Raw genomic sequence first — 21,948 nt, 5'->3', positions numbered from 1 at the left:
ATGTGACGACTGAGCTGGAGTGCTGAATGGCGGTGTTCAAACGCAGCAATACGACTGCGACAGGTTTCGACTGGGCCGGTTTTATCTGGCTGTTCGTGTTTTTCTGGTACTTCTCCGGTATCACCCAACTGCTGATCCAGTTGACGGGCACTTCAGGGTTCACGGGCTTTCGCCAGGCCTTCGTGATGAGCGCCGTGTGGCTCGCGCCGATGTTGTTGTTCCCCAAACGCACCCGTTTGCTCGCCGCGCTGATCGGTGTGGTGCTGTGGGCCTGCTCGATGGCCAGCCTGGGGTATTTCTTCATCTATCAGCAGGAATTCTCCCAGAGCGTCATCTTCATCATGTTCGAATCGAACGTGTCCGAAGCCGGCGAGTACATGACCCAGTACTTTGCCTGGTGGATGGTTCCGGCGTTCCTCGCACACACTGCGTTCGCGTACTTCCTGTGGACCCGCCTGCGTCCGGTGTACTTGCCCCGTGGCCGGGCACTCGTCGCCGCCATGGCGATTCTGGTGGCCGTGATCGGCTACCCGCTGGTCAAGCAGACAATGCGCACGGGCAGCCTTGCTGGCGGTTTCGAGAAATTCGAGACCCGCATCGAGCCGGCCGTGCCGTGGCAGATGGCCGTGGCGTACCACCGCTATCAGGACACCCTGGCCGACATGCAGGGCATGCTGCACAGCGCGAGCAAGATCCCGCCGCTGAAAAACCTCAAGGACTCGGGCGCCAACCAGCCGGCAACCCTGGTGCTGGTGATCGGCGAATCCACCAACCGCCAGCGCATGAGCCTCTACGGCTACCCGCGTAAAACCACGCCGGAGCTGGACAAGCTCAAGGATCAGCTGTCGATCTTCGACAACGTCATCACCCCGCGCCCTTACACGATTGAAGCGCTGCAACAGGTGCTGACCTTCGCCGACGAAGAAAACCCGGACCTGTACCTGTCCACGCCGTCGCTGGTCAGCATGATGAAACAGGCCGGCTACAAGACGTTCTGGATCACCAACCAGCAGACCATGACCAAACGCAACACCATGCTCACGACCTTCTCCGAACAGGCCGACGAGCAGGTGTACCTGAACAACAACCGCAACCAGAACGCCGCCCAGTACGACGGCGACGTGATCGAACCGTTCAACAAGGCCCTGGCCGACGCGGCGCCGCGCAAGTTGATCGTCGTGCACCTGCTCGGTACGCACATGAGCTACCAGTACCGTTATCCGCCGAGCTTCGACAAGTTCCAGGACCGCAACGGCGTTCCGGCCGGTGTGCGTGACGATCAGGTTCCGACCTACAACAGCTACGACAACGCGGTGCTGTACAACGATTTTGTGGTCTCGAGCCTGATCAAGGACTACGCCAAATCCGATCCGAACGGCTTTTTGCTGTACCTCTCCGACCACGGTGAAGACGTGTTCGACTCGGTGGGCCACAGCACCTTGGGTCGCAACGAAAACAAGCCGACCGCACCGATGTACACCATTCCGTTCATGGCCTGGGCGTCGCCGAAGTGGCGTGAAAACCACGACTGGAGTTTCGCCGGGGATCTGAGCCGCCCTTACAGCAGCTCGCACCTGATCCACACCTGGGCGGACCTGGCCGGTTTGAGTTTCGATGAACTGGATCGCACCAAGAGCGTGGTCAGCGACAGCTTCAAGCCGCGTCCGCTGTTGATCGGCAACCCTTACGAACGCGAACAGCGGGCTCTGATCGACTTCAGCCTGATGAAGCCGAAGAAACCCGCCACTGCGACCACGGAAGTGGTTCTGCAACAGTAACAAAAAGGGCCGGAAACGGCCCTTTTCGACATTTACAGCCGCACTGCCCCCTCCTTCCTTACGACCAGCACGCGTCATTCACGCGTGCAGCGTTCGTCCGATACGCCGTGGAAACACCCTGTAAAACCTACACTGAACAGCGTTAACCTCTTGTTAATGCCCTCGACGGACACTGCGCCCCGAGGCCCTGATTCATGGACGAACGGCTCCGACATTTTTCGTAGGAGGCACCATGAAAACCACGACTGCAATTCTTGCAGGCCTGCTTACCCTCGCATCCGCCAGCGCATTCGCCGAAGGCGGCGCCGAGCGCATGAGACATTACTGGGCCAATTTCCCGGTTCATTCCGCACAGAGCCAGCACGCTGAGGCGAAGACCAATGAACTCAAGGTTCCGGACGACCAGACCGCCCAGGTCACCGAGTCCTATCGCCCTTGAGCGAACGCTTTACCGATGGACCTGCGATGGCTCCGCTCTGGCCCCGCAGATGACAGTTGGGCGCCCTGTTCGGGCGCCTTTTTTTATGCCTGCAGATCCTTGATCCAGAACAGCATGCGCCCGTGCCTGGGGTCGAACATGCCCGGCGCGAAGCCGAACTTGGCGTAGGAGTTTTGCGCCACGGCATTGCCTTCAAGTACTTCCAGAGTGATCTTGCAGCAACCGCGCTGACGGGCTATTTCCTCGACCTTGCGCAGCATTTTCTGGCTCAACCCCAGACCGCGAAACTTGGTCACCACCGACACATCGTGCACGTTGACCAATGGTTTACAGGCAAACGTGGAAAACCCTTCAAAGCAGTTCACCAGCCCCGCCGGCTCGCCACCGACGAACGCCAGGACGCTGAACGCGTGGGGCCGCTTGGCCAGTTCGGCGGGCAGTTGCTGCAACAGTTCGGGGGCAATGGGATGGCCACCGCCCATCGGGTCTTCGGCGTAATGATTGAGCACCACACCGATGGCCTCGGCATGCACCGGGTTGGTGTAACTGGCTTGAAGCACAAGAATTTCTGCGGAATCCATTTCCTTCCTCGATCGCACGGGGCCCCGGCGCGTTTGATACGCACTGATAGGCTCGGCGACCTTAGCGCGAGGCAGGCCCCGGCCACAACCCGACGTATTCAGTGGCCCCAGATGAGTTCTTCAGTCCAGCCCAGCTCGGCGAAATCCTCGGCTCGCAGACCGGACTCGCCGGCACAGAAAAACTCGTCCAGCTGCGGCGGTTTCACCGAGGTGCCGCTGAGCATCGCGTGAACCTGGCCGCGATGATGGATCTGATGCTCGAAAAGGTGGGAAATCATCCGCAGCCGACTGTCGTGCTGCGGCGTGTCGCGGGCGATGGTGACGATACGCCCGAGATCGGCATCGCGCAGTTGCTCGCAGTAGGCGATCAGTCGGCGGTTGACATGCGCCTGCTCATGCCGCAAGGCCTGCGCATCGGTGAAGGGTTCGTCAGCGTTGAAGAACACGTAGCAATCGGGATGCGGTTCGTCACCGCGCAACTCGCGCTCCAGCGCATCGACGTAGAACCAGTCGCAGGTCAGGATGTGATTGAGGGTCAGGCGGATGCTCGGGAAGAAACTCACCCGTGGCGCTGCCAGCTGCGCATCATCGAGCTGGCTCCAGGCCTTGGCCAGTCGATGGTTGGCCCAAGCGTTCTGATAAGCCATGGTCAGCAAATGATGGGACAGTGGCTGAGTCATGTCGCGCCCTCCGTGTTTCAGGTCTCGGCGAAGCGTTGCAGCTGCATCTCCTGCAAGCGGCTGAGGGTCCGGCGGAACGGGAATTCCAGGTAGCCCTCGGTGTACAGCGCGTCCATCGGCACTTCGGCCTCAATGTACAGCGGCACCTTGCGGTCGTAGCACTCGTCGACCAGCGCGATGAACCGGCGCACGCCGTCGTCGTGCACCGACAACTGCGGCAATTCGCGATCGCCGGCCACCACCCGCTCCGCGCCGTCCTCAGTGCCACGGGCGATCCGCCCTTCGCGTTTTTTCGCGCTGAGGTTCGGCACCTCGCTCAACAGGATAGCCCGGTAGGTGTCGCACAGCGCGATGAAGTCCATGGCGGCGAACGGTTGCTCGCACAGATCGGCATAGCGGCACCACAGCACCGAATCGTTGGCCTGTACCACGTTCAAAGCACGGTAACCGACCGGCACCGGTTCGCCACTGACGGTTTGCCCGGCCGCCAAGGCGTCGAACACCTGGCTTAGCGCGCTAGCCTGCTCCGGCTGAGTGACCCAGTAACGTTGCTCGATGGCACCGGGATGCAATCGATGATCTTCGGCGCCGTTTACCGCGACCACTTGCATGTGCTGTTTGATCGCGGTGATTGCCGGCAGGAAACGGTCGCGGTTGAAGCCGTCGGCATACAGTTGATCCGGTGGCAGGTTGGAAGTGCAGACCACCACCACACCTTCATCGAACATCACCTGAAACAGTCGTCCGAGAATGATCGCGTCACCGATGTCATTGACGAACAGTTCATCGAAACACAGCACCCGCACCTCGGCCGCCAACTCGCGAGCCAGGGCCCGCAATGGATCGGCGATCCCGGTCAACTGAAAGGAGCGCTGATGCACCCAGCCCATGAAGTGATGAAAGTGTTGCCGCCGCGCCGGCACCCGCAGGCTTTGGTGGAATTGATCCATCAGCCAGGTCTTGCCGCGCCCGACCGGGCCCCACAGGTAAACGCCGGTGACCGAACGGGCACCGGCGTGCAGGGCTTCATGGCATTTTTGCAAGGCCCAGACCGCGTGTTCCTGGGCTTCATCCTGGATGAAGCCCTTGTGGTCGACGGCGTATTGCCAGGCGCTCAGGGGGGAGTCGAAAGTCATGCGCGGCAGTATGCCACGATGGCTACAGGGAAATATCCAGCCGAGCGATTTTGCCCTGTTCGTTGAGCCGGAACGTGTAGCGCAGCTCCAGCGGACTGCCGGGGAACGTTCCGGAGATCAGCCCTTGCACCAGCACCTTGCCGGTGCGCTGCTGGACGCCGAGTACTTCGACCCGTGGCTGATAGCGCTGGGCGGTGTCTTGCATCCAGTCGGCGATGGCCTGCGGGCCGACCTGATGATGGCCTTCATCGAACACATGGGCATCCTCGGCAAAAAAACTGCCGACCCGGGACGTATCGCGAGCATTGGCGGCGTTGATGTATTCAACGATGGCCGGGGCGAGGATCGAGGTGGGGTGGAACATGATTACAGCTCCTTTTTTCGGGTTCTGTCGCCATCCTAGAACAGCCCTGCGTCAATTCCTGTCAGGAGTGAAACGGCCATTTTCGTCCAGTTGCATCTGCCGCTGCCAGGTGCGCAACAGGTCGCTGCGCCGCCCCGGATAGCGCTCGCCCTGCAGGCTCGCCGCGGCAATCCGGTCGGTGCGAAAGGTGCGATAGGCGCCGCGCAATTCACACCACGCCACGATGATCCGCACCTCATTGAGAAAACCCAGCGCCAGTGGCCAGATCAAGCGCTGGCTCTGCACCTGCTGCGCATCGGCGTAATCGATGTGCAGCTTGGACTGATCGCGGATCGCGTGACGGAAAACGTTCAACGGCACCGCGTTTTGCGGAAAACCGTAACCCGGCGGCCCGGGCATGACGGTCGGGTTGCGCAGCGCTTCCTGGGCCTGCGGGTCCAGCACGGCAGCGATTTTCGCCAGCGCGTCGGCGGCGGCTTTGCTCAGCACCTCGTCACCGCGCTGATCGACATAACGCAGGCCCAGCACGATGGCTTCGGTCTCGTCGGCGTTGAGCATCAGCGGCGGCAGAAACAGACCGCTGCGCAATACGTAACCGATGCCCGCCTCGCCATGGATCGGCGCGCCGAGTGCGGTCAATTCGGCGATGTCGCGATAGAGCGTGCGCTCGGAGATCTCCAGCTCGGACGCCAGCGTCGCCGCAGTCACCGGGCGTTTCTTGCCACGCAGCACTTGCAGCAGGGTCAACAGGCGAGTGGTTCGCGACACGGTGAAAGGCTCCGGACAAAAGTTTGCCGGAGCTTAGCAGAGCCTGGTGTCAGAAATTGTCAGGAGCTTTCACCAGACTCGGAGGGGATCACGCGTCGACTTTGTGCCGGGCCGCATACAGGCAAAGCATCTCCATGGCCAGGGTTGCCGCCGCCAGCGACGTCACGTCCGCGTGGTCATAGGCCGGGGCCACTTCCACCACGTCCATGCCGACCAGATTGATCCCGCGCAGGCCGCCAAGGATCTCCAGCGCCTGCACCGTGCTCAGGCCGCCGCAAACCGGCGTACCGGTGCCCGGTGCAAAGGCCGGATCGAGGCAATCGATGTCGAACGTCAGGTACACCGGGTTATCCCCGACTCGCGCACGAATGGCCTCGACGATCGCCTCACAACCACGGCGATGCACCTGCCGCGCGTCCAGCACCTGAAAACCCTGATGATCGTCGTTGGTGGTGCGCAAACCGATCTGCACCGAACGCGCCGGATCCACCAGCCCTTCCCGCGCGGCGTGCCAGAACATGGTGCCGTGATCGACCCGCTTGCCACCCTCGTCCGGCCAGGTGTCGCTGTGTGCATCGAAGTGGATCAGCGACAGCGTGCCGTGCTTGCGCGCATGGGCCTTGAGCAGCGGGTAACTGATGAAGTGGTCGCCACCAAAGGTGAGCATGGCGCTGCCGGAGCTGAGGATGTGCTCGGCGTGGGCCTCGATGCTTTCCGGAATGGTGTGTGGCGAGCCGTAATCGAAGTCGCAATCGCCGTAGTCGATCACCGCCAGATGATCGAACGGGTCGAACGCCCACGGCCAGTGCCGTTCCCAGGCAATCCCGGTGGACGCCGCACGAATTCCGCGCGGCCCGAAACGCGCGCCGGGACGGTTGCTGGTGGCGGTGTCGAACGGCACACCGCTGACCGCCACGTCCACGCCGCGCAAGTCACGGCTGTAGCGCCGGCGCATGAAACTGGTGATCCCGGCGTAGGTGCTTTCGGCAGCAGTGCCGTAAAGGCTGTCACGGGTCAGGGCCTGATCGTTTTGCATGGGCACGTCCATCGGTGTGTTCCTGTAGTTATGAAGGGCTATTGGCGGCTACGGAAGGTGGTCCACAGGCGTGTGCGCTGGCGCATGTCCTTGAGGCTCATGCTGTGGTCGGCGTACAGCCGCTCGCGCACTTCGGGTTTCGGGAAAATGTCCGGATCGTTGCGCACCGCCTCATCCACCAGCGGCGTGGCGGCCTGATTGGCGGTGGCGAAGAACAGCGTATTGGTCAGCGCCGCCACGGATTCGGGGCGCAACATGAATTCGATGAAGGTGCGTGCGGCTTCGGGGTGCGGCGCGTCTTTGGGGATGGCGAGGTTGTCCTGCCACACCAGCGTGCCTTCCTTGGGAATCCGGTAAGCGACCTCAAACGGCTTGTTGGCCTTGCGCGCCTGATCGGCAGCCATGCTCGCGTCACCGTTATAGGTCAGCGCCAGGCAGACGCTGCCGTTGGCCAGATCGCTGATCTGCCGGCCGGTGGCGACGTACAGCACCGAGGGCTGCAACTTCTGCAACAAGGCTTCGGCGGCGGCCAGATCGGTCTTGTCGGTGCTGTAGGGATCTTTACCGAGATAGTGCAGCGCCAGGCCGATCACTTCCTGAGGCGAGTCGAGAATCGCAATCCCGCAATCCTTGAGTTTGCTGGCATATTCCGGCTTGAACAGCAGATCGAGGCTGTTGAGCGGCACGTCCGGCAGCCGCTTTTGGACTGCCTCGACGTTCATGCCCAGGCCGAGGGTGCCCCAGGTGTAAGGCACGCCGTAGCGGTTGCCGGGATCGACCGCCGTCAGTTTTCCCAGCAGATCCGGATCGAGATTGGCGTAGCCCTTGAGCCCTTCGTGAGGGATTTCCTTCAGCGCGCCGGCGGCCAAACCACGGGCCAACACGCTGGACGATGGCACCACCACGTCATAGCCACTGCCGCCCGTAAGCAGCTTGGTTTCCAGCACCTCGGAGGTATCAAAAGTGTCGTAGCGCACGTGGATGCCGGTTTCCTTTTCGAAGCGCTGCAAGGTTTCAGGCGCCACGTAATCGGCCCAGCTGTAGAGATTGAGGGTTTTCTCTTCGGCCTGGGCGGCGATGGAGACGGTAAGCAACAAAGCGGGCAAACACAGCTTGAAGACGGGAGCCATGACGAACACCTGACCGAAGGAAGTGGTGGCAGGATGCGCCGTCGGATACATTCGAGAAATATCAAGTTTGTTAACCTGACTTTATCCCGGAGTAATGTGATGCTCGGTCAGCTCCACGATGTCGATCTTCAGCTTCTGCGGCTGTTTCTCGGCGTGGTCGAATCCAATGGTTTCAGTGCTGCTCAAGGTGAACTGGGCCTGAGCCAGTCGAGCATCAGCCAGCAAATGGCCAAGCTTGAAACCCGTCTCGGCTATCGGGTGTGCAACCGTGGCAAGGCCGGTTTCAGCCTGACGCCCAAGGGCGAACAGCTGTTGATTGCCGCCCGGGCGCTGTTCGATTCGATCGAAACCTTCCGCCATCAATCCAACGGCGTCGCCGGACGATTGATCGGTGAAGTGCGGCTGGGTCTGTCGGAAGCGGTCGATCAGTCGGTGCTGCAACGAGTGGCGGATGCGATCCGGCGGTTTCGCGAGCGGGACGAATCGGTGCGCATCGAGCTGATCAGCGCCATGCCCGGCGAAATGGAACGCCTGCTGCTGCAACAGCGGCTGGACCTGGCCATCGGTTACTTCTCCCAGGTGCAGAGCGCGTTCGATTACCGCGAACTGTTCAGCGAAACCCAACATCTGTACTGCGCGCCCGGCCACCCGCTGTTTACCGACGATGCGCCCGATGATGCGGCGTTGCAGGCCTGCGACCGGGTCGATCACCCGTACAGGTTTCTGCGCAGTGACGAGCCGTTCCAGGGCAAGGTCTGCTCGGCCCGCTCGGAACAGGTCGAAGGCACCCTCGCCTTCATTCTGTCCGGCAAGCACGTCGGTTATCTGCCCAACCATTACGCCCGCCAATGGCAGGACAAGGGCCTGTTGCGCCCGGTGCGCGAAGGCGAGTTGAGCTTTGACGTGGCGTTCCACTTGGCCCGCCATCGGGCGCAGGTGCCCGGCGATGCACAGAAGGCTTTTGAAGAAGATCTGCTGTCAGCCTTTGGTCGAACCTGATCATTTTTTGGAACGCGGAGCGTCCCCGGCTGCATTCCCACGCAGAGCGTGGGAACGATCATGCGTTGCCCTCGCCTCCCGCTTACGGCATCCTGCGCACCCATTTTCCGACCCGGCCCCGCATTGCGGCACGCAAACCACCATGACCGTCTCTGAAAAAGCCCCGCGCAACAACGATCTGATCTACGGCCTCAATGACCGTCCGCACTTCACCGCAACGGTGTTTGCCGCCCTGCAACACGTGCTGGCCAGCTTCGTCGGCATCATCACCCCGACCCTGATCATGGGCGGCGCCCTCGGTCTGCAGAGCGAAATTCCGTACCTGATCAGCATGGCGCTGTTCGTCTCGGGCCTCGGCACCTTCGTTCAGGCCAAGCGCTTCGGCCCGGTCGGTTCGGGGCTGCTGTGCCTGCAAGGCACCAGTTTTTCCTTTATCAGCGTGATTCTCAGCGCCGGTTTCATGGTCAAGGCCCGGGGCGGCGGCACCGATGAAATCCTCTCGACGATCTTCGGCGTGTGCTTCTTCGCCGCCTTCATCGAAGTGGTGCTGAGCCAGTTTATCGGCAAGTTGCGCATGCTGATCACCCCGGTGGTCACCGGCACCATCATCACCCTGATGGGCCTGTCGCTGATCAAAGTGGCGATGACCGACATTGCCGGCGGCTTCGGCGCGGCGGATCTGGGCGCGGCCAGCCATGTGTTTCTGGCGGCGCTGGTGCTGGGCACCATCGTGGTGTTGAACCGGGTTGACGTGCCGTTCCTGCGGCTGGGCGCGATCGTCATCGGCCTGACCCTCGGCTACGTGGTGGCGTGGCTGATGGGCACCGTGGATTTCGCCAATCTGCCGCAAGTGCCGGTGGTCAGCGTGCCGGTGCCGTTCAAATACGGTTTCAACTTCGACTGGGTGGCGTTCGTGCCGGTGGCGGTGATTTTCCTGGTGTCGCCGCTGGAAGCGGCCGGTGACCTGACTGCCAACTCGATGATTTCCCGGCAACCGGTCAAGGGCCCGCTGTACATCCGCCGAATCAAGTCCGGGCTGCTCGCCGATGGCCTCAACTCGGCCATGGCGGCGGTTTTCAACAGCATGCCGATGGTGACTTTCGCCCAGAACAACGGGGTGATCCAGCTGACTGGCGTGGCCAGCCGTTACGTGGCGTTCTTCATCGCCGGCCTGCTGGTGTTGCTGGGGCTATTCCCGATGATCGGTGCGGTGCTGCAACTGATGCCGAAACCGGTGCTCGGCGGCGCAGAGCTGGTGATGTTCGGCACCGTAGCCGTGGCCGGGATCAAGATCCTCGCCGAGGCCGGCCTGCATCGGCGCAACATGCTGATCGTGGCGATTTCAGTCGGCATGGGCCTGGGCATCGCCGCCGTGCCGGAAGTGCTGCGCGAACTGCCGCAGGCGCTGCGCAACATCTTCGAATCGCCGATTACCGTCGGTGCACTGTGTGCCATCGTGCTGAATATCTTCCTGCCGGAAGAATTCATCGAACTGGAAGAAGATGACTTCGACCCGGAAGCCTCTATCCTTCAGGTCATGGAAAACCCCGACCTGCCGGCCAAAGCTGAACCCGCAACAAACGCCGCTGTCGCACAGTTGAACCGTTGATCCTGTCCGCTCGATGAAAAAAGGGCTGATACCGGCGACGGTTCAGCCCCTTTTCAATGAGAGAGCATCAATGCGCCGCCTCCAAGCCGTCATCCTGTCCCTGCTTCTGCTCTCCCTCAGCGCCTGTGCGCTGTTTCCCAACCGCGACCCGGTGAACATCAACGTGGTCGGCCTCGAACCGCTGCCGAGCCAGGATCTGGAAGTGCGCTTCGCGATCAAGCTGCGGGTGCAGAACCCCAACGAAACGCCCATCGACTACAACGGCATCGCGCTGGATCTGGAGGTCAACGGCCACTCGCTTGCGTCGGGTGTGAGCGATCAGACTGGCTCGATTCCACGGTTCTCCGAAACCATCGTCAGCGTCCCGGTGAGCATTTCCGCGTTCTCGGTGCTGCGCCAGACCTTGGGCCTGAGCCAGACGCAAACCCTCGACAACCTGCCCTATGTGCTGCGCGGCAAACTTGCGGGCGGGTTGTTTGGCACGATGCGTTTTGTCGACACCGGCAAGCTGAGTCTGCCGAGAGCCAGTGCCGCAACCTGGTAAAGATACGGTAGCCTGCAGCGTTTACTATCAGAAACATGGAAGCCGCAGGTTTATGGAAGACATCCCCACGCTGTACACCGAACGACTGATCTTGCGTCCGCTTGAATTGGCGGACGCCGAGGCCATCCAGCAGCAATTCCCCCACTGGGAAGTGGTGCGTTATCTGAACATCTTCGTGCCCTGGCCTTATCCGGACGACGGCGCCCTCACCTACCTGCGTGACATTGCGCTGCCTGCCATTGCGGCAGACAAAGAGTGGCACTGGACGATTCGCCTAAAATCGGCGCCAGAGCAATTGATCGGCAACATCAGCCTGATGGACGAGCCGGACAACCACCGTGGGTTCTGGCTCGCCCCGGCCTGGCAGGGTCAGGGCTTCATGACCGAAGCCAGCGAAGCCGTGACCCGGTACTGGTTCGAAACCCTCGATCAACCGTTGATGCGCGTGCCGAAAGCCGCACCGAACCTTGGTTCGCGAAAGCTCTCGGAACGCGCTGGCATGCGCTTGATTCGCACCGATGAGGACGACTTCGTCGGCGGCCGCTTCCCACGGGAGATCTGGGAAATCACCCGCGAAGAATGGCGGCGCCGACAATCCGTCAAACCGTGAAACGCACGCCCGGTTTAGCCCGCTCGTCGACGCTTAACTCGAACACATCCGGCCGCGCATAGTGGCCGACCACGTCGTAGTCGTAGCGGGCGCGCACCAGTTCTGCGGTATCGATTTCGGCGGTGAGCAGCCCGGCCTCGCCGCGCAACGGCCCGGCCAGCACGTCGCCCATCGGCCCGACGATCACGCTGCCGCCGGCGATCAGCGGTCGATCCCCCGGCCAGTTGGCAACTTCCACGCCCAGCTCATTCGGCGAGGCCTGTACCTGACAGGCGCTGACCACAAAACAGCGCCCTTCGTGGGCGATGTGGCGCATGCTCACCTGCCACATCTCGCGCTCGTCCACGGTCGGGGCACACCAGACCTCGATGCCTTTTGCGTACATCGCCGTGCGCAGCAGCGGCATCATGTTTTCCCAGCAGATCACGGCGCCGAGTTTGCCGACCTGAGTGTCGAGCACCGGCAGTGTCGAACCGTCGCCCTTGCCCCAGATCAGCCGTTCGGTGCCGGTGGGCATCAACTTGCGGTGCTTGGCCACCAGGCCTGCTTGCGGGTCGAAATACAGCGCGGTGCAATGCAAGGTGCTGCCGGCCCGTTCGATCACGCCGATCACCAGATTGGCGCCAGTGCGCGCCGACAGCCCGGCCAGCGCTTCGGTTTCCGCCCCCGGCACGTCGATGGCGTTGGCGAAGTAACGGGCGTAGGCCTCGCGGCCTTCGGGCAAGCGGTAACCCAATTGCGTGCCGAAGCCCTCGCCCTTCGGGTAACCGCCGAGCAACGCTTCGGGCATCACCACCAGCGCGGCGCCGGACTCGATGATCGCGGTTTCCCAGCTCAGGATCTGTTCCAGGGTCTCAGCCTTGCCACCGGGCAAGGCGCCGATCTGCAGGGCGGCAACGATTGATTTGGGCATGGCGGTCACTCCGTGAAGTTCAGGTGTTGCTCATTCTCCGGCGCCACGGGATCATGAATAAAGACCGATCCACTGCTGAATGATATGAGCCAGATGAATATCGCGACCGTCGACCTCAACCTGCTGAAAGTCTTTGAAGCCCTGCATGAAGAGTCCAGCGCCAGCCGCGCGGCGTTGCGCCTGGGCGTGACCCAGTCAGCGGTCAGCGCGGCCTTACGGCGGTTGCGCGAGGTGTATGGCGATCAATTGTTCGTGCGCACCGGCCGGGGACTGGCGCCGACGCTCAAGGCCAATCAGTTGAAACCGGTGGTCAGCGATGCGCTGAACAAGTGTCGGCAAAGCCTGGCCATGGTCGACCCGACGGCCAATTACTACGAAGGACGCTCGGTCACCGTGGGCCTCTCGGACGATTTCGAGATCGCTTACGGCCGGCGACTGATCGAGGAAATCGCCCGTCGTGCACCAAAACTGCGGCTGATTTTTCGCCAGACCCACAGTCAGATCGTCGCCCGGGCACTGATGGAACGCAGCATCGACTTGGCAATTACCGCCGGCGGGTTCGCCGAGCGGCTGCTCAGCCGTCAGGTGTTGGGTGAAGGGGGTTACGCGTGTCTGGTGGATCCGGCGAGCCTGGCGCCGGGTCAGCAGCAGATCGATCTGGAGGAGTTCGTCACCCGCGAGCACCTTCTGGTGTCGTCGGGCGGTTTTATCGGGATCACCGATGAAGGGCTGGCGGCGCTGGGCCGCAGCCGCCGGGTCTGCGCCTCGACCACGCATTTCGCGGCATTACCGCACCTGCTCAAGGGCAGCGATGCGGTGGCGACCATTCCGGCCCACGCCGCGCAGGCCATTGCCGTAATGAGCGGGCTGGCGCTGCTGCCCTGCCCGCTGGCGCTGCCGCGTTACCCGATCGAACTGGGCTGGCGCACCAGCACCCAGATCGATCCGGTGGTGCTGACGGTGCGCGAAGCGATTGGCTCCAGTTTCAGGGCCGAGTGATTACTTGTTGGCCGCCATCAGGCGATTGACTTCACTGCGCACCATGTTGGCGAATTCCGGAGGCGACATGCCGTCCAGTTCAGCGCGAACGAACTCGGCCCATTTGCCCTTGCGTTTGGAGCGCTCGCCGAACAACCGCGCGGCTTCGCCCTTGGCTTTGCCCAGATTGTTCTGCCAGAGTTCGAACAGTCGGGATTTTTCATCTTCCAGCGCGGCGCGCTCTGCGAGGGATTTGTCGGCCAGATTGAAACTCATCGGGAATTACCTGCTGCATGAAATGGCGACATCTTACACTCTGGACGGAAACCTCTGACGCTGGTTTTTGCTCCGGATGGAAAATCGCTGCAACTTTTCAAGTCGCGCCACACTCCATTGTTCACTGTCCATTCACCTGCAAGGAGTCACCCAATGGCCCGCAAAAGCGCCGTTCAAGCCGCTGAAGACCAAATCAAGGATCAAGCGTTCAGCGAACTTCAGGCTCTGATCGAAGAGTCGGACAAACTGCTCAAGAGCAGTGCTTCACTGGTCGGCGAGGAAGCGGAAACCCTGCGCGGACAAATCGCCCTGAAATTGCAGCAGGCACTGGATTCGGTATCCAGCGTGCGCGACCGCACCAAACCGGCGGTCGACGCTACCGAGAGCTACATCGGCGGCCACCCGTGGCAGACCGTGGCGATTTCCGCCGGGTTCGGTCTGGTGGTCGGATTGCTGCTCGGTCGCCGCTGAGCGCGAACAAAAAAGGCGAGCCCTCGGGCTCGCCTTTTTCATGCCCGGCACACACTCATTCGCCGGCCAGTTCACGCAACTGCGACAGGGTCTGTTGATCCAGTTCGATTCCTTTGGCCAGTGACTTGGCCCGCTGCAAATGCCGCCGATCCCCCGGCAAACGCTTGAGCCCGACCCCGTGCATCTGCCGCACAAGTTCCTGACTGCGTTCGGCAAAGCTTTGCCCGGCAGTCTTGCTTGGGTCGATCACGATCAGCAACTGACCGGTCCACGGGGTCTTGGCCCCCGGATGGTTCTTCCAGTCGAACTCGAACGAGAAATTGCCGCCGGTCAGCGCGGCGGCCAGCAGCTCGACCATCATCGACAGCGCCGAGCCTTTGTGCCCGCCAAACGGCAGCAATGCGCCGCCTTCCAGAATCGCTTTCGGGTCGCAGGTCGGCTGGCCGAGGCTGTCGACACCCATGCCTGCCGGCAGCTTCTCGCCCTTGCGCGCGGCGATCTGCACGTCGCCATGGGCGATGGCGCTGGTGGCCAGGTCGAACACGATCGGCGCACCGTCAGCCCGTGGCGCGGCAAAGGCAATCGGGTTGGTGCCGAACAATGGCCGGTCGGCACCGTGGGGCACCACGCAGGTCATGCTGTTGACGACGCTCAACGCTACCAGGCCTTCATCGGCGAAAGGCTCGACGTCCGGCCACAGCGCGGCAAAGTGATGGGAATTGCGGATCGCCAGCACGGCAATCCCGGCGCTGCGAGCCTTTTCCACCAACAGTGGACGTGCCGCCGCCAGCGCAGGTTGGGCAAAACCGTTGCCGGCATCGACGCTGACGAATCCTGAAGCCACATCCTCGACTTTCGGCACGGCCTTGCCGTTGACCCAGCCGCTGTTGAGCGTCGAGACATAACCGGGGATCCGGAATACGCCGTGACTGTGCGCACCGTCCCGCTCGGCATTCGCGCAATTGGCGGCCAGCGTTCTGGCGACTTCGGCGGAGGTGCCGTGACGGGTGAAAATCCTTTCCAGCAATTGAGTCAGCTCGTCCAGAGATACCGTGGACGAGACCGCATGATCGTGTGGCGCAGACATCTGAAGCTCCAGAGTAATTATTGGAGGGAACAACAGCGAACGAACAACCCGCCTGAGGATTAACCATGGCCGGTCGGTTACCTGTCAACCCCGCAATATTTATCTACCACCCTCGCCTCCGTCACCCGCCCTAGCCTTGCGTCTCGACCCATCGGCGCCTGCCAGCATGCGCCCCTCATCGAGACTCGATCATGTCAGCCCCCATCAAACCCTTGTTGTTCCCCGAAGTCTTTGATTCCCCCGGACTCTGGACCGAGCTGGGCAAGGCCCACGGTCTGTCCGAACACGAATTCAGATGGCTCGCCCATGCAAAGCTGTCCACCCATGCCTTGCGCAGCCAGCAGACCCCGGCCATGCGCGCCGAGCACATCCTGCTCAATGTTGGCAAGGAAATGCCGCTGCCGTTGCCGGGTGCGTTCGTTCTCGGCGAGACGCCCGTCAATAAAGCCCAGATCCTGTACACCGTGTATGACGGCCTCAAGAAGTACCCTGACCGCGCCGACTTGAAACAACAGTTGGAGCGGCGACTGAACAATCCTGACGACCAGGCCAATCTGTTTGCGTTCCTGTCGTTGCCGCAACGCAAGCGGCTGTTCGATGCCGAAAACATAACGGTGTCGTTCAGCCTCATCGAAGGTGATGTATTCGATGAAAACACCGCGGCCATCCAACAGGGGCAAGTTCTGAATGCGCAGGCCATGCGTGCGGAGCTGGAGCAGTTGCCGACGCTCAATCACCTGCTGGAAAGCATTCTGGATGAATTGCTCAAGTCGCATTTCGGCAGCCTGCAGCAAAACCGTACTCGTGTCGGTTTCTACACCCTGGACGATGCCACCGGCGCCGATGCCGCGACGCCGACCAGACACTGGCTCGACTCCATGAGCCTGAGCGATGCGGTGCTGTTGCATTACCGGCATCAACAGTGGCCGACCGCCGCACTGCGGGAGTTCAGCAACCCAGGCAGATCGGTCACCAAAGGCGATCAAGCGCAATGGGAAGAGGCTGTCAAAAGCGCGTCCGGCATGTTGCCAGCGCTGCTTTTCCGGCAACTGGAACACTATTGGAATGCGGCATCTGCAGACGGCGCGCCGCGCCGCACGTTCTTCGCCGACGTGCTGCAAGACCAGGCACGCAGCGAATGGATGATCAAACGCGAAAGCGGCATTCTCGATGCAACACAGTTCAACGCACTGCATCAGCTGATAACGCACGACGCGCAAGGCCCGCAACGCCCTCTCACCGAAACCGTGCGGCTCTGGGAGCACGAAGCCAACTACGTCGAACTGGCGGGGTCGCTGATGATCAGCGCAAGCCAGGCATTTCTTTACACGCCGGTGCAGGGCCTGCAAGTTCTCACCGACTACAAAGACTTGAAACAGACGTTGCAGAGCAAGTTCATTGCCAAGGGCCACGAAGACGAACTCTACGGCCTGCTCAGCCTTGACGAGCGCAACCGGTTTCTGGGTTTCGACCAGCCGCAGGTGTCGGGAGACCGAATCATCGGAGAAATCTTCAAGATCCTCTTCGAATTGATCATCACCAAGCAGCGGCAAAACATCGAATACGCCTTGCAAGTGTTTCGCCACAGCGATGGCGCGGTGAATCTGCACGCCCTTTTCGACAAGAGCCTGGACATCCGTTCGATGATTCATGAGCGTTTGCTGGTGCTGGACAGTGCAGGTCGATGGAGCACGCATCCGGTGCTGGCAGGCAACCAGCAACCCTCTCAGGTACTGGCAGACAAGGCGCGCGCGGCGATCAAGACATTCAGCAGCGTCGAGGGCCCGCTTGTCGCGATGCTCGAAACACAACCCATGGCGCATCAGGAGGCCCAACGGCCGTTTCTCGAAAGCCTGAAGTCAATGCTTGCTCATGCATGGTTTATCGGTGTCACCGGCGAAGCCCGGTTGCGGGTGCTGGGCGACAGCCTGTCGGCCTCCGTACAGGCAATTGTCAACACCGTGATCAACGCTGATCAGCCGACCCGTGCGTTGCGGCACTCCCTCGAGGGCTTTCGCCCCGATGCCTATACACTCAGCCTTGAGTCTTCCGGTCAGCAGGATCTACTGCCGCTCGCCCACTGCCTGCTGATGACCGAGCGCGGCGGCCTGGACGCCAGTCACTCAGGGCGGGCAGTGATCTGGACGCCCGCGCTGGGCATTGAAGTGTTCGACACTGTCGCCGCTGCACGGCGCATGCTCGATCAGCGGCTGCTGCACAGCGTGCAACGTCTGTCGTTACTGGAAAACCTGCTGCCCGCGCAGTTTCAGCCCCACCAGCGCTACACCCTTGGGGCATTTCAAATCATCGAACACAACGTGCTGCACAATCGCGTGCAATCGGCCATCGAGCATTTTCTCGGGCGCTGCGAGCAGGTGCGCACCCGCGTGAAAGATCCCGTCAGGCGCAACAATGCTCTGACGAAACTGCGCAATCAGGCTTTTCACACCAACCTCAAACTGGCGACGGCCCATGCCCGGGCCATTGCCACACAACAGACCTACCCGGCGTGGCTGGGCATGGCAGCGAACGCGGAACAGAAACTGCACGTAGAACTCATGGAGCAGTGGCGCCAGAGTGTCGTCGACGACAAGGACTACCTGACAGGCGTGCCGACGCTGGTCAGCCATGTCGAGCAGACCTTGAAATCACTGCTCGACAGTCGATTCCCCAAGAGCGGGCTCAATCCCCGGCACATTCAGATAACGCCCAATCTGGCGCTGGCCGGGCCCGCCAGAAACCTGGTCGAGTTTGCCCTCAATCACATCAACATCGCCCAAGGCACCGGTTTCAAGGTCACCTCGAGAACCACCCAGGTCCTTCCGGACGGGCTGAACCAAAGCGCCGTGACACAACTGCTGCTGTCCCTGGCGATACCGACCACCTACAGCGACAAGGTCCGTGAGGCGCTATCGACGACATCAGTGGCGGGTATGGCCCGGCAGCAGGTTTTTTTCCGCCAGGTGCCCTGGCAATTGCTGCAACACGCTCATGCACTGAAACTTCAGCAGCATTTGTCCGAGAAAGCCTTCAGTTACATCCGCCAGGTACTGGACATGCCGGATGCCATCGCCCGCGCCGCCGTCGCCGGGACACACGCGATCGTGTGTCCGCTGTCATTGATCAAGACGGAAAAGGCCAACGCCGTCGAAGCATGTGGACTGTATGTGCTGGCTCCCGGTACCGGGCACAAAGGCCCGTTAGTGCTTTATACCCCGTATGCGGAGCAGGCCTTTCACGAATTCCCCGATGAACAGGGTCTGATCGCCGCCCTGAATATTCCGGGGCTGCTGCAGAACCTGTTGTTCCGTCGTCTGCCACATACACAACGCGCAACATTTCGCAGCCTGTTCGCCGACACCCTCGGCCAGACCAGTGAAATAACGCTCGATTACCGCCCGATCAGGGGCAACCTGCTGGAGCGGCTGTTTCAGGACAACCTCGATTTGTTGAAACAAATGCTCGGGTCGCAGAAAGACAGCGACGGGCAATCCGACTGGGACAACGCCAAAGTCCTGTTCAGTGACGAGATCAAACAGGTCACGGACATGTTGCAAGGCAAACTCGCCTATGGGCGCTTTCTCTGGCAAGCCTACGACGAATTCAAGGACTCGGCCGAAGCCCTGCAGAATCATCATTGGAAAAGAGCACTGAAATCTTTTATCGACGGCGCGGAGCAGATGGTGCTTGTCGGCCTTTTGCCGGAAATGTCGGCTGAACGCACGAGCGCCGAGGTCGGCGAACAGACGCTCGCAACCGGCACTGGAAAAGTCGAAAACCCGATTGCACCGACCTTGGCCGAGATCGAAACCACCTCGCCACAACGCACACGCCTGCAGCCTTTCGAGGCGACGGATGTCGCGCTCAAGAACCTCACGTACAGCGCGGCTCAGGGCGTCTATCAGAACGCCGCGAACAACCGCAGCTATGCGGCCGTTGATGGCAAGGTCTACCGGGTCGTCAAGCAGGGTTCGGCCTGGCAATTGGCCAAAGCTGAGGAACGCGGCCCGTTGCTGTTGAAAAGCGGTTCGCGGATGGTACAGATCGCGCACGGCCAGACCGTTCATTTCGGCAAAGCCTTCTCCAGAATGCTGGAGCACAACAAATACACGCGCCTGCGCCGCACGATGCTCAACATCGAAGCGCACGGCATGGAAGAAATCACTCGACGCTACCCTGAAAAAGCGCGGGTACTCGGGCACGCAGTGGGGCTGGCCCGGGATTATGCGTTCAACTGCCTGCACAACCTGGCGATTCTGGACATAAGCGCTGTGCCCGGTGGACGGGTCAACCGGTTTCTCATGGAGTTTTTTGATGTCCCGCGTCTCACAACGCAGATCCTGGCCAGGATAAAAACCGCGATCTTGCCGATCTGTAACGCCCTGGTAGATCCCGCTGATGATTTGCTCAACACCGACCGGTTCATCGTCGGTTCGACCAACTGGTTCCACGACGTGATTGCGTTTGTCCTCGATGGCGATCTGCAGAACAAGGTCCATTTCACCCAGCACTTTTTTGACCAGGACCTGGGTGACTACGTCCCGGTCGTTGCTCAAGGGTTTGATATTGACGGCCATGCGCAAGCCGAAACCCTGATCCACGAACTCGCCCATCAACTGAGCAACGCCTGGGATATCGCAACCGTACGCGGGCGTGAGCCTTTCTGTGACCTGATATCGGCGGTGACACCCGACGGTGCGAAGTTGCTCCGGTCGTTGCAGGACGAACGGAGAATGGCGCTGTCACTGGCCACACCCCGGGCACAACTGTTTGCGGAATGGAATCCGGATCGCGCGATCTGGATCGACTTTGACAGAATTCCCGAAAAAGAGACCACGGCTGCGGAAATTTTCAAGCAAACGAACAGTACGACAATGAACGAGGCGCGCAATGCGTTCATGGATCAGCAGTCATCGGATGCCCGGGTGGGTGTCATCCTGCACAACGCCGACTCGATCGCCCTGCTGATCTGCGAAGTCGGCCGCCAGCTGGATCCTGTCCCGACCGTCTGACCCAAAAAAAAATGCGCAGGTTCGACACCTGCGCATTGCTCGACAACCGTGAGACTCAGTCCTTCTGGTCACGCAGGACGTTGCCCGAAGCGCCGTCGATGCGGAATTCGTACACCACACCGTCAGCCTTGCGCCCTTCCCCTTTCCAATAGCCGTCATTGTCGGCCTCGATCTCGTAGACCTCGACATAACCGGCCTTGGTCTTGACGATCTCGATGGCCTTCTCGATGGTGATCCATCCTGCGCCAGGACGGTCAGCCAGTGCCGCGCCTGCACTCAGAAGACTGGCGGTTGCGACGAAAGCGGCCAAGGTTCTTTTGATCATTTTTTCACTCCATTTATGGTTAATGTTCGCGGGACGTCCTGGTTTTTGGGGCGTCTGAGCGAAAAAAAGTTCCACGTTTGATGGGTAATTGCCATGACGGTTGTTCTCGGCACCTCCCCCCGAGGTTAGAATGCGGGAAATCAGGATGAGTCAATGACCCAGAACACCCTCTCGGAAGCCGAATACGATGCGATCACCGATGCCGCCGCGCATTGGTGCATGCGTCTGCACGCCGTCGATTGCACCGCTGAAGAGCGGCAGGCGTTCGACCAGTGGCGCGATGCGCACCCGCTTCACGCGTTCGAATATGAGGCGATGCTGGAGATCTGGGATGTCGCCGAACATTTGCCACGCCCGGAACCTGCGGTAGTCATACCGATCACTCCGCCGGCCCGGACGTGGCGCCAATACGCGGTGGCCGCCTCCGTTTGCGCGCTGGCGCTCCCGCTGGCGGCCTGGACCGGGTGGAATCTGGGGTGGCTGCCCAACAGCTATCAGCACTTCGCCGCCACCGACAATGTGCGCCACGTCACTTTGGGCGACGGCAGTCAGGTCGAGCTGAACCTCAACACCGAACTGACCTACAGCAATTTCAAGGACGAGCGTCGCGTCACCCTGAAAAAGGGTGAGGCCTTCTTTGAAGTCAGCCATGACCTGAGCCACCCTTTCGTCGTCAGGGCTGCAGAAGGCAGGATTCGCGTCACTGGCACCCGTTTCAACGTCTGGATGTATGAGGATCAGGTGAAGGTCAACCTGATCGAAGGTTCGGTACTGGTCACCAGCAACGCTCAGCTGCCAGGCGATGGCCTGCGCCTCGGCCCTTCGATGCAGGCTCGCTACCGACACGGCGACTTCATGCCGCAAATAAGCCAGACCTATGCCAGCGACAACTCGCTGGCCTGGCGCAACGGCAAACTGGTACTCGACAACCTGGCGCTGAACGACGCGCTGCCGTTGATCAACCGTTACCTGGACAAACCTCTGATGCTTGCCGATAGCGCGACCGGATCGATCCGGGTCGGCGGCATTTACAACATCAAGGAGCTGAACAGCTTCGCCGGCTCGATGCCCAAGGTGCTGCCGGTGTTCCTGACTCGCAACAAGGACGGCAACCCGGTGATCAACCCGATGCCGCAGCAACCGCCAAAAAATTGAAGGCCGGTCCCGTGAGGGAGCGGCCTTCTGCTTTTGCGGTTATCGACGGGTTGAACA

The 21,948-nt window shown here is 61.0% G+C and carries 21 protein-coding genes; 10 read left to right on the top strand and 11 right to left on the bottom strand.

Annotation, left to right across the window (positions count from 1 at the left end):
* The first annotated feature begins 26 nt into the window (after positions 1-26).
* Positions 27-1,778 (top strand): phosphoethanolamine transferase CptA, encoded by a 1,752-nt coding sequence (locus tag AC07XZ_RS05490; RefSeq protein WP_102686240.1) that lies wholly within the window; start codon positions 27-29, stop codon positions 1,776-1,778.
* Between the two features lie 232 nt (positions 1,779-2,010).
* Positions 2,011-2,217: a hypothetical protein gene (locus AC07XZ_RS05485; protein ID WP_102686241.1), complete on the top strand. Its 207-nt coding sequence runs from the start codon at positions 2,011-2,013 to the stop codon at positions 2,215-2,217.
* An 83-nt stretch (positions 2,218-2,300) separates the two neighbouring features.
* Here the strand turns inward: AC07XZ_RS05485 and AC07XZ_RS05480 are convergent, their stop codons facing one another.
* The 7 genes from AC07XZ_RS05480 to AC07XZ_RS05450 form a co-directional block, all read right to left on the bottom strand.
* The gene (locus AC07XZ_RS05480) at positions 2,301-2,798 is read right to left on the bottom strand and encodes a GNAT family N-acetyltransferase (RefSeq protein WP_102686242.1); all 498 of its coding nucleotides are present in this window, start codon (positions 2,796-2,798) and stop codon (positions 2,301-2,303) included.
* A 98-nt stretch (positions 2,799-2,896) separates the two neighbouring features.
* A complete protein-coding gene (locus AC07XZ_RS05475) occupies positions 2,897-3,478 on the bottom strand; it encodes a DinB family protein (RefSeq protein ID WP_102686243.1) in 582 nt (193 codons plus the stop codon).
* Positions 3,479-3,495: 17 nt separating this feature from the next.
* Positions 3,496-4,614: a cell division protein ZapE gene (gene zapE, locus AC07XZ_RS05470; protein ID WP_102686244.1), complete on the bottom strand. Its 1,119-nt coding sequence runs from the start codon at positions 4,612-4,614 to the stop codon at positions 3,496-3,498.
* Positions 4,615-4,636: 22 nt separating this feature from the next.
* Positions 4,637-4,978 carry a nuclear transport factor 2 family protein gene (locus AC07XZ_RS05465; protein ID WP_064596354.1) on the bottom strand — a complete coding sequence of 114 codons (342 nt, stop codon included), beginning with the start codon at positions 4,976-4,978 and terminating at the stop codon, positions 4,637-4,639.
* Positions 4,979-5,029: 51 nt separating this feature from the next.
* Entirely contained in the window at positions 5,030-5,746 is a 717-nt protein-coding gene (locus tag AC07XZ_RS05460) for a helix-turn-helix transcriptional regulator (protein ID WP_102686245.1), read from the bottom strand.
* Positions 5,747-5,834: 88 nt separating this feature from the next.
* Positions 5,835-6,794 (bottom strand): agmatinase, encoded by a 960-nt coding sequence (gene speB, locus AC07XZ_RS05455; protein ID WP_064381781.1) that lies wholly within the window; start codon positions 6,792-6,794, stop codon positions 5,835-5,837.
* Positions 6,795-6,820: 26 nt separating this feature from the next.
* Positions 6,821-7,912 (bottom strand): polyamine ABC transporter substrate-binding protein, encoded by a 1,092-nt coding sequence (locus AC07XZ_RS05450; protein ID WP_102686288.1) that lies wholly within the window; start codon positions 7,910-7,912, stop codon positions 6,821-6,823.
* Positions 7,913-8,011: 99 nt separating this feature from the next.
* On the opposite strand from AC07XZ_RS05450, the gene AC07XZ_RS05445 reads away from it, so the two are divergent.
* The 4 genes from AC07XZ_RS05445 (at position 8,012) to AC07XZ_RS05430 (ending at position 11,674) form a co-directional block, all read left to right on the top strand.
* Positions 8,012-8,911 carry a LysR family transcriptional regulator gene (locus AC07XZ_RS05445; RefSeq protein WP_102686246.1) on the top strand — a complete coding sequence of 300 codons (900 nt, stop codon included), beginning with the start codon at positions 8,012-8,014 and terminating at the stop codon, positions 8,909-8,911.
* Between the two features lie 142 nt (positions 8,912-9,053).
* Positions 9,054-10,520: a nucleobase:cation symporter-2 family protein gene (locus AC07XZ_RS05440; protein WP_039768164.1), complete on the top strand. Its 1,467-nt coding sequence runs from the start codon at positions 9,054-9,056 to the stop codon at positions 10,518-10,520.
* A gap of 70 nt (positions 10,521-10,590) precedes the next feature.
* Positions 10,591-11,064, top strand: coding sequence for an LEA/WHy family protein (locus AC07XZ_RS05435; protein WP_039768163.1), 474 nt, complete (start codon positions 10,591-10,593; stop codon positions 11,062-11,064).
* 52 nt (positions 11,065-11,116) lie between these two features.
* On the top strand, positions 11,117-11,674 hold the full coding sequence (locus AC07XZ_RS05430; RefSeq protein WP_102686247.1) for a GNAT family N-acetyltransferase: 558 nt from the start codon (positions 11,117-11,119) through the stop codon (positions 11,672-11,674).
* Here the strand turns inward: AC07XZ_RS05430 and AC07XZ_RS05425 are convergent.
* Positions 11,664-12,587, bottom strand: a complete 924-nt coding sequence (locus tag AC07XZ_RS05425; protein ID WP_102686248.1) for a carbon-nitrogen hydrolase family protein — start codon at positions 12,585-12,587, stop codon at positions 11,664-11,666. The two genes, AC07XZ_RS05430 and AC07XZ_RS05425, sit on opposite strands and share 11 nt — an antisense overlap.
* An 84-nt stretch (positions 12,588-12,671) precedes the next feature.
* Between AC07XZ_RS05425 and AC07XZ_RS05420 the strand changes: the two genes are divergently transcribed.
* Complete coding sequence (locus AC07XZ_RS05420) at positions 12,672-13,586, top strand: LysR family transcriptional regulator (protein WP_102686249.1); 915 nt, start codon at positions 12,672-12,674, stop codon at positions 13,584-13,586.
* On the opposite strand, the gene AC07XZ_RS05415 is transcribed toward AC07XZ_RS05420, so the two are convergent.
* Complete coding sequence (locus AC07XZ_RS05415; RefSeq protein ID WP_007957535.1) at positions 13,587-13,841, bottom strand: hypothetical protein; 255 nt, start codon at positions 13,839-13,841, stop codon at positions 13,587-13,589.
* A gap of 153 nt (positions 13,842-13,994) precedes the next feature.
* Here AC07XZ_RS05415 and AC07XZ_RS05410 point away from each other — a divergent pair, with 153 nt between their 5' ends.
* Positions 13,995-14,312, top strand: coding sequence for an ElaB/YgaM/YqjD family protein (locus tag AC07XZ_RS05410; protein ID WP_016982860.1), 318 nt, complete (start codon positions 13,995-13,997; stop codon positions 14,310-14,312).
* A 55-nt stretch (positions 14,313-14,367) separates the two neighbouring features.
* On the opposite strand, the gene AC07XZ_RS05405 is transcribed toward AC07XZ_RS05410, so the two are convergent.
* Positions 14,368-15,399, bottom strand: coding sequence for an Ldh family oxidoreductase (locus AC07XZ_RS05405; protein ID WP_102686250.1), 1,032 nt, complete (start codon positions 15,397-15,399; stop codon positions 14,368-14,370).
* Positions 15,400-15,590: 191 nt separating this feature from the next.
* Between AC07XZ_RS05405 and AC07XZ_RS05400 the strand changes: the two genes are divergently transcribed.
* A complete protein-coding gene (locus tag AC07XZ_RS05400; protein ID WP_102686251.1) occupies positions 15,591-20,411 on the top strand; it encodes a dermonecrotic toxin domain-containing protein in 4,821 nt (1,606 codons plus the stop codon).
* A 55-nt stretch (positions 20,412-20,466) separates the two neighbouring features.
* On the opposite strand, the gene AC07XZ_RS05395 is transcribed toward AC07XZ_RS05400, so the two are convergent.
* Complete coding sequence (locus AC07XZ_RS05395) at positions 20,467-20,736, bottom strand: PepSY domain-containing protein (protein WP_085745803.1); 270 nt, start codon at positions 20,734-20,736, stop codon at positions 20,467-20,469.
* A gap of 153 nt (positions 20,737-20,889) precedes the next feature.
* Here AC07XZ_RS05395 and AC07XZ_RS05390 point away from each other — a divergent pair, with 153 nt between their 5' ends.
* Positions 20,890-21,891, top strand: coding sequence for a FecR family protein (locus AC07XZ_RS05390; protein WP_102686252.1), 1,002 nt, complete (start codon positions 20,890-20,892; stop codon positions 21,889-21,891).
* The last annotated feature ends 57 nt before the right edge of the window (positions 21,892-21,948 follow it).

Source organism: Pseudomonas sp. GW458-11-26-14-LB4, from assembly GCF_059423925.1.
The sequence above is the reverse complement of the archived record's forward strand: the minus strand, read 5'-3'. Positions and strand labels throughout refer to the sequence as shown.

Coding starts and splice junctions, on each gene's coding strand:
- AC07XZ_RS05490 (WP_102686240.1), top strand. CDS start 27: ATGGCGGTGTTCAAACGCAGCAATACGACTGCGACAGGTTTCGACTGG.
- AC07XZ_RS05485 (WP_102686241.1), top strand. CDS start 2,011: ATGAAAACCACGACTGCAATTCTTGCAGGCCTGCTTACCCTCGCATCC.
- AC07XZ_RS05480 (WP_102686242.1), bottom strand. CDS start 2,798: ATGGATTCCGCAGAAATTCTTGTGCTTCAAGCCAGTTACACCAACCCG.
- AC07XZ_RS05475 (WP_102686243.1), bottom strand. CDS start 3,478: ATGACTCAGCCACTGTCCCATCATTTGCTGACCATGGCTTATCAGAAC.
- zapE (WP_102686244.1), bottom strand. CDS start 4,614: ATGACTTTCGACTCCCCCCTGAGCGCCTGGCAATACGCCGTCGACCAC.
- AC07XZ_RS05465 (WP_064596354.1), bottom strand. CDS start 4,978: ATGTTCCACCCCACCTCGATCCTCGCCCCGGCCATCGTTGAATACATC.
- speB (WP_064381781.1), bottom strand. CDS start 6,794: ATGGACGTGCCCATGCAAAACGATCAGGCCCTGACCCGTGACAGCCTT.
- AC07XZ_RS05450 (WP_102686288.1), bottom strand. CDS start 7,912: ATGGCTCCCGTCTTCAAGCTGTGTTTGCCCGCTTTGTTGCTTACCGTC.
- AC07XZ_RS05445 (WP_102686246.1), top strand. CDS start 8,012: ATGCTCGGTCAGCTCCACGATGTCGATCTTCAGCTTCTGCGGCTGTTT.
- AC07XZ_RS05440 (WP_039768164.1), top strand. CDS start 9,054: ATGACCGTCTCTGAAAAAGCCCCGCGCAACAACGATCTGATCTACGGC.
- AC07XZ_RS05435 (WP_039768163.1), top strand. CDS start 10,591: ATGCGCCGCCTCCAAGCCGTCATCCTGTCCCTGCTTCTGCTCTCCCTC.
- AC07XZ_RS05430 (WP_102686247.1), top strand. CDS start 11,117: ATGGAAGACATCCCCACGCTGTACACCGAACGACTGATCTTGCGTCCG.
- AC07XZ_RS05425 (WP_102686248.1), bottom strand. CDS start 12,587: ATGCCCAAATCAATCGTTGCCGCCCTGCAGATCGGCGCCTTGCCCGGT.
- AC07XZ_RS05420 (WP_102686249.1), top strand. CDS start 12,672: ATGAGCCAGATGAATATCGCGACCGTCGACCTCAACCTGCTGAAAGTC.
- AC07XZ_RS05415 (WP_007957535.1), bottom strand. CDS start 13,841: ATGAGTTTCAATCTGGCCGACAAATCCCTCGCAGAGCGCGCCGCGCTG.
- AC07XZ_RS05410 (WP_016982860.1), top strand. CDS start 13,995: ATGGCCCGCAAAAGCGCCGTTCAAGCCGCTGAAGACCAAATCAAGGAT.
- AC07XZ_RS05405 (WP_102686250.1), bottom strand. CDS start 15,399: ATGTCTGCGCCACACGATCATGCGGTCTCGTCCACGGTATCTCTGGAC.
- AC07XZ_RS05400 (WP_102686251.1), top strand. CDS start 15,591: ATGTCAGCCCCCATCAAACCCTTGTTGTTCCCCGAAGTCTTTGATTCC.
- AC07XZ_RS05395 (WP_085745803.1), bottom strand. CDS start 20,736: ATGATCAAAAGAACCTTGGCCGCTTTCGTCGCAACCGCCAGTCTTCTG.
- AC07XZ_RS05390 (WP_102686252.1), top strand. CDS start 20,890: ATGACCCAGAACACCCTCTCGGAAGCCGAATACGATGCGATCACCGAT.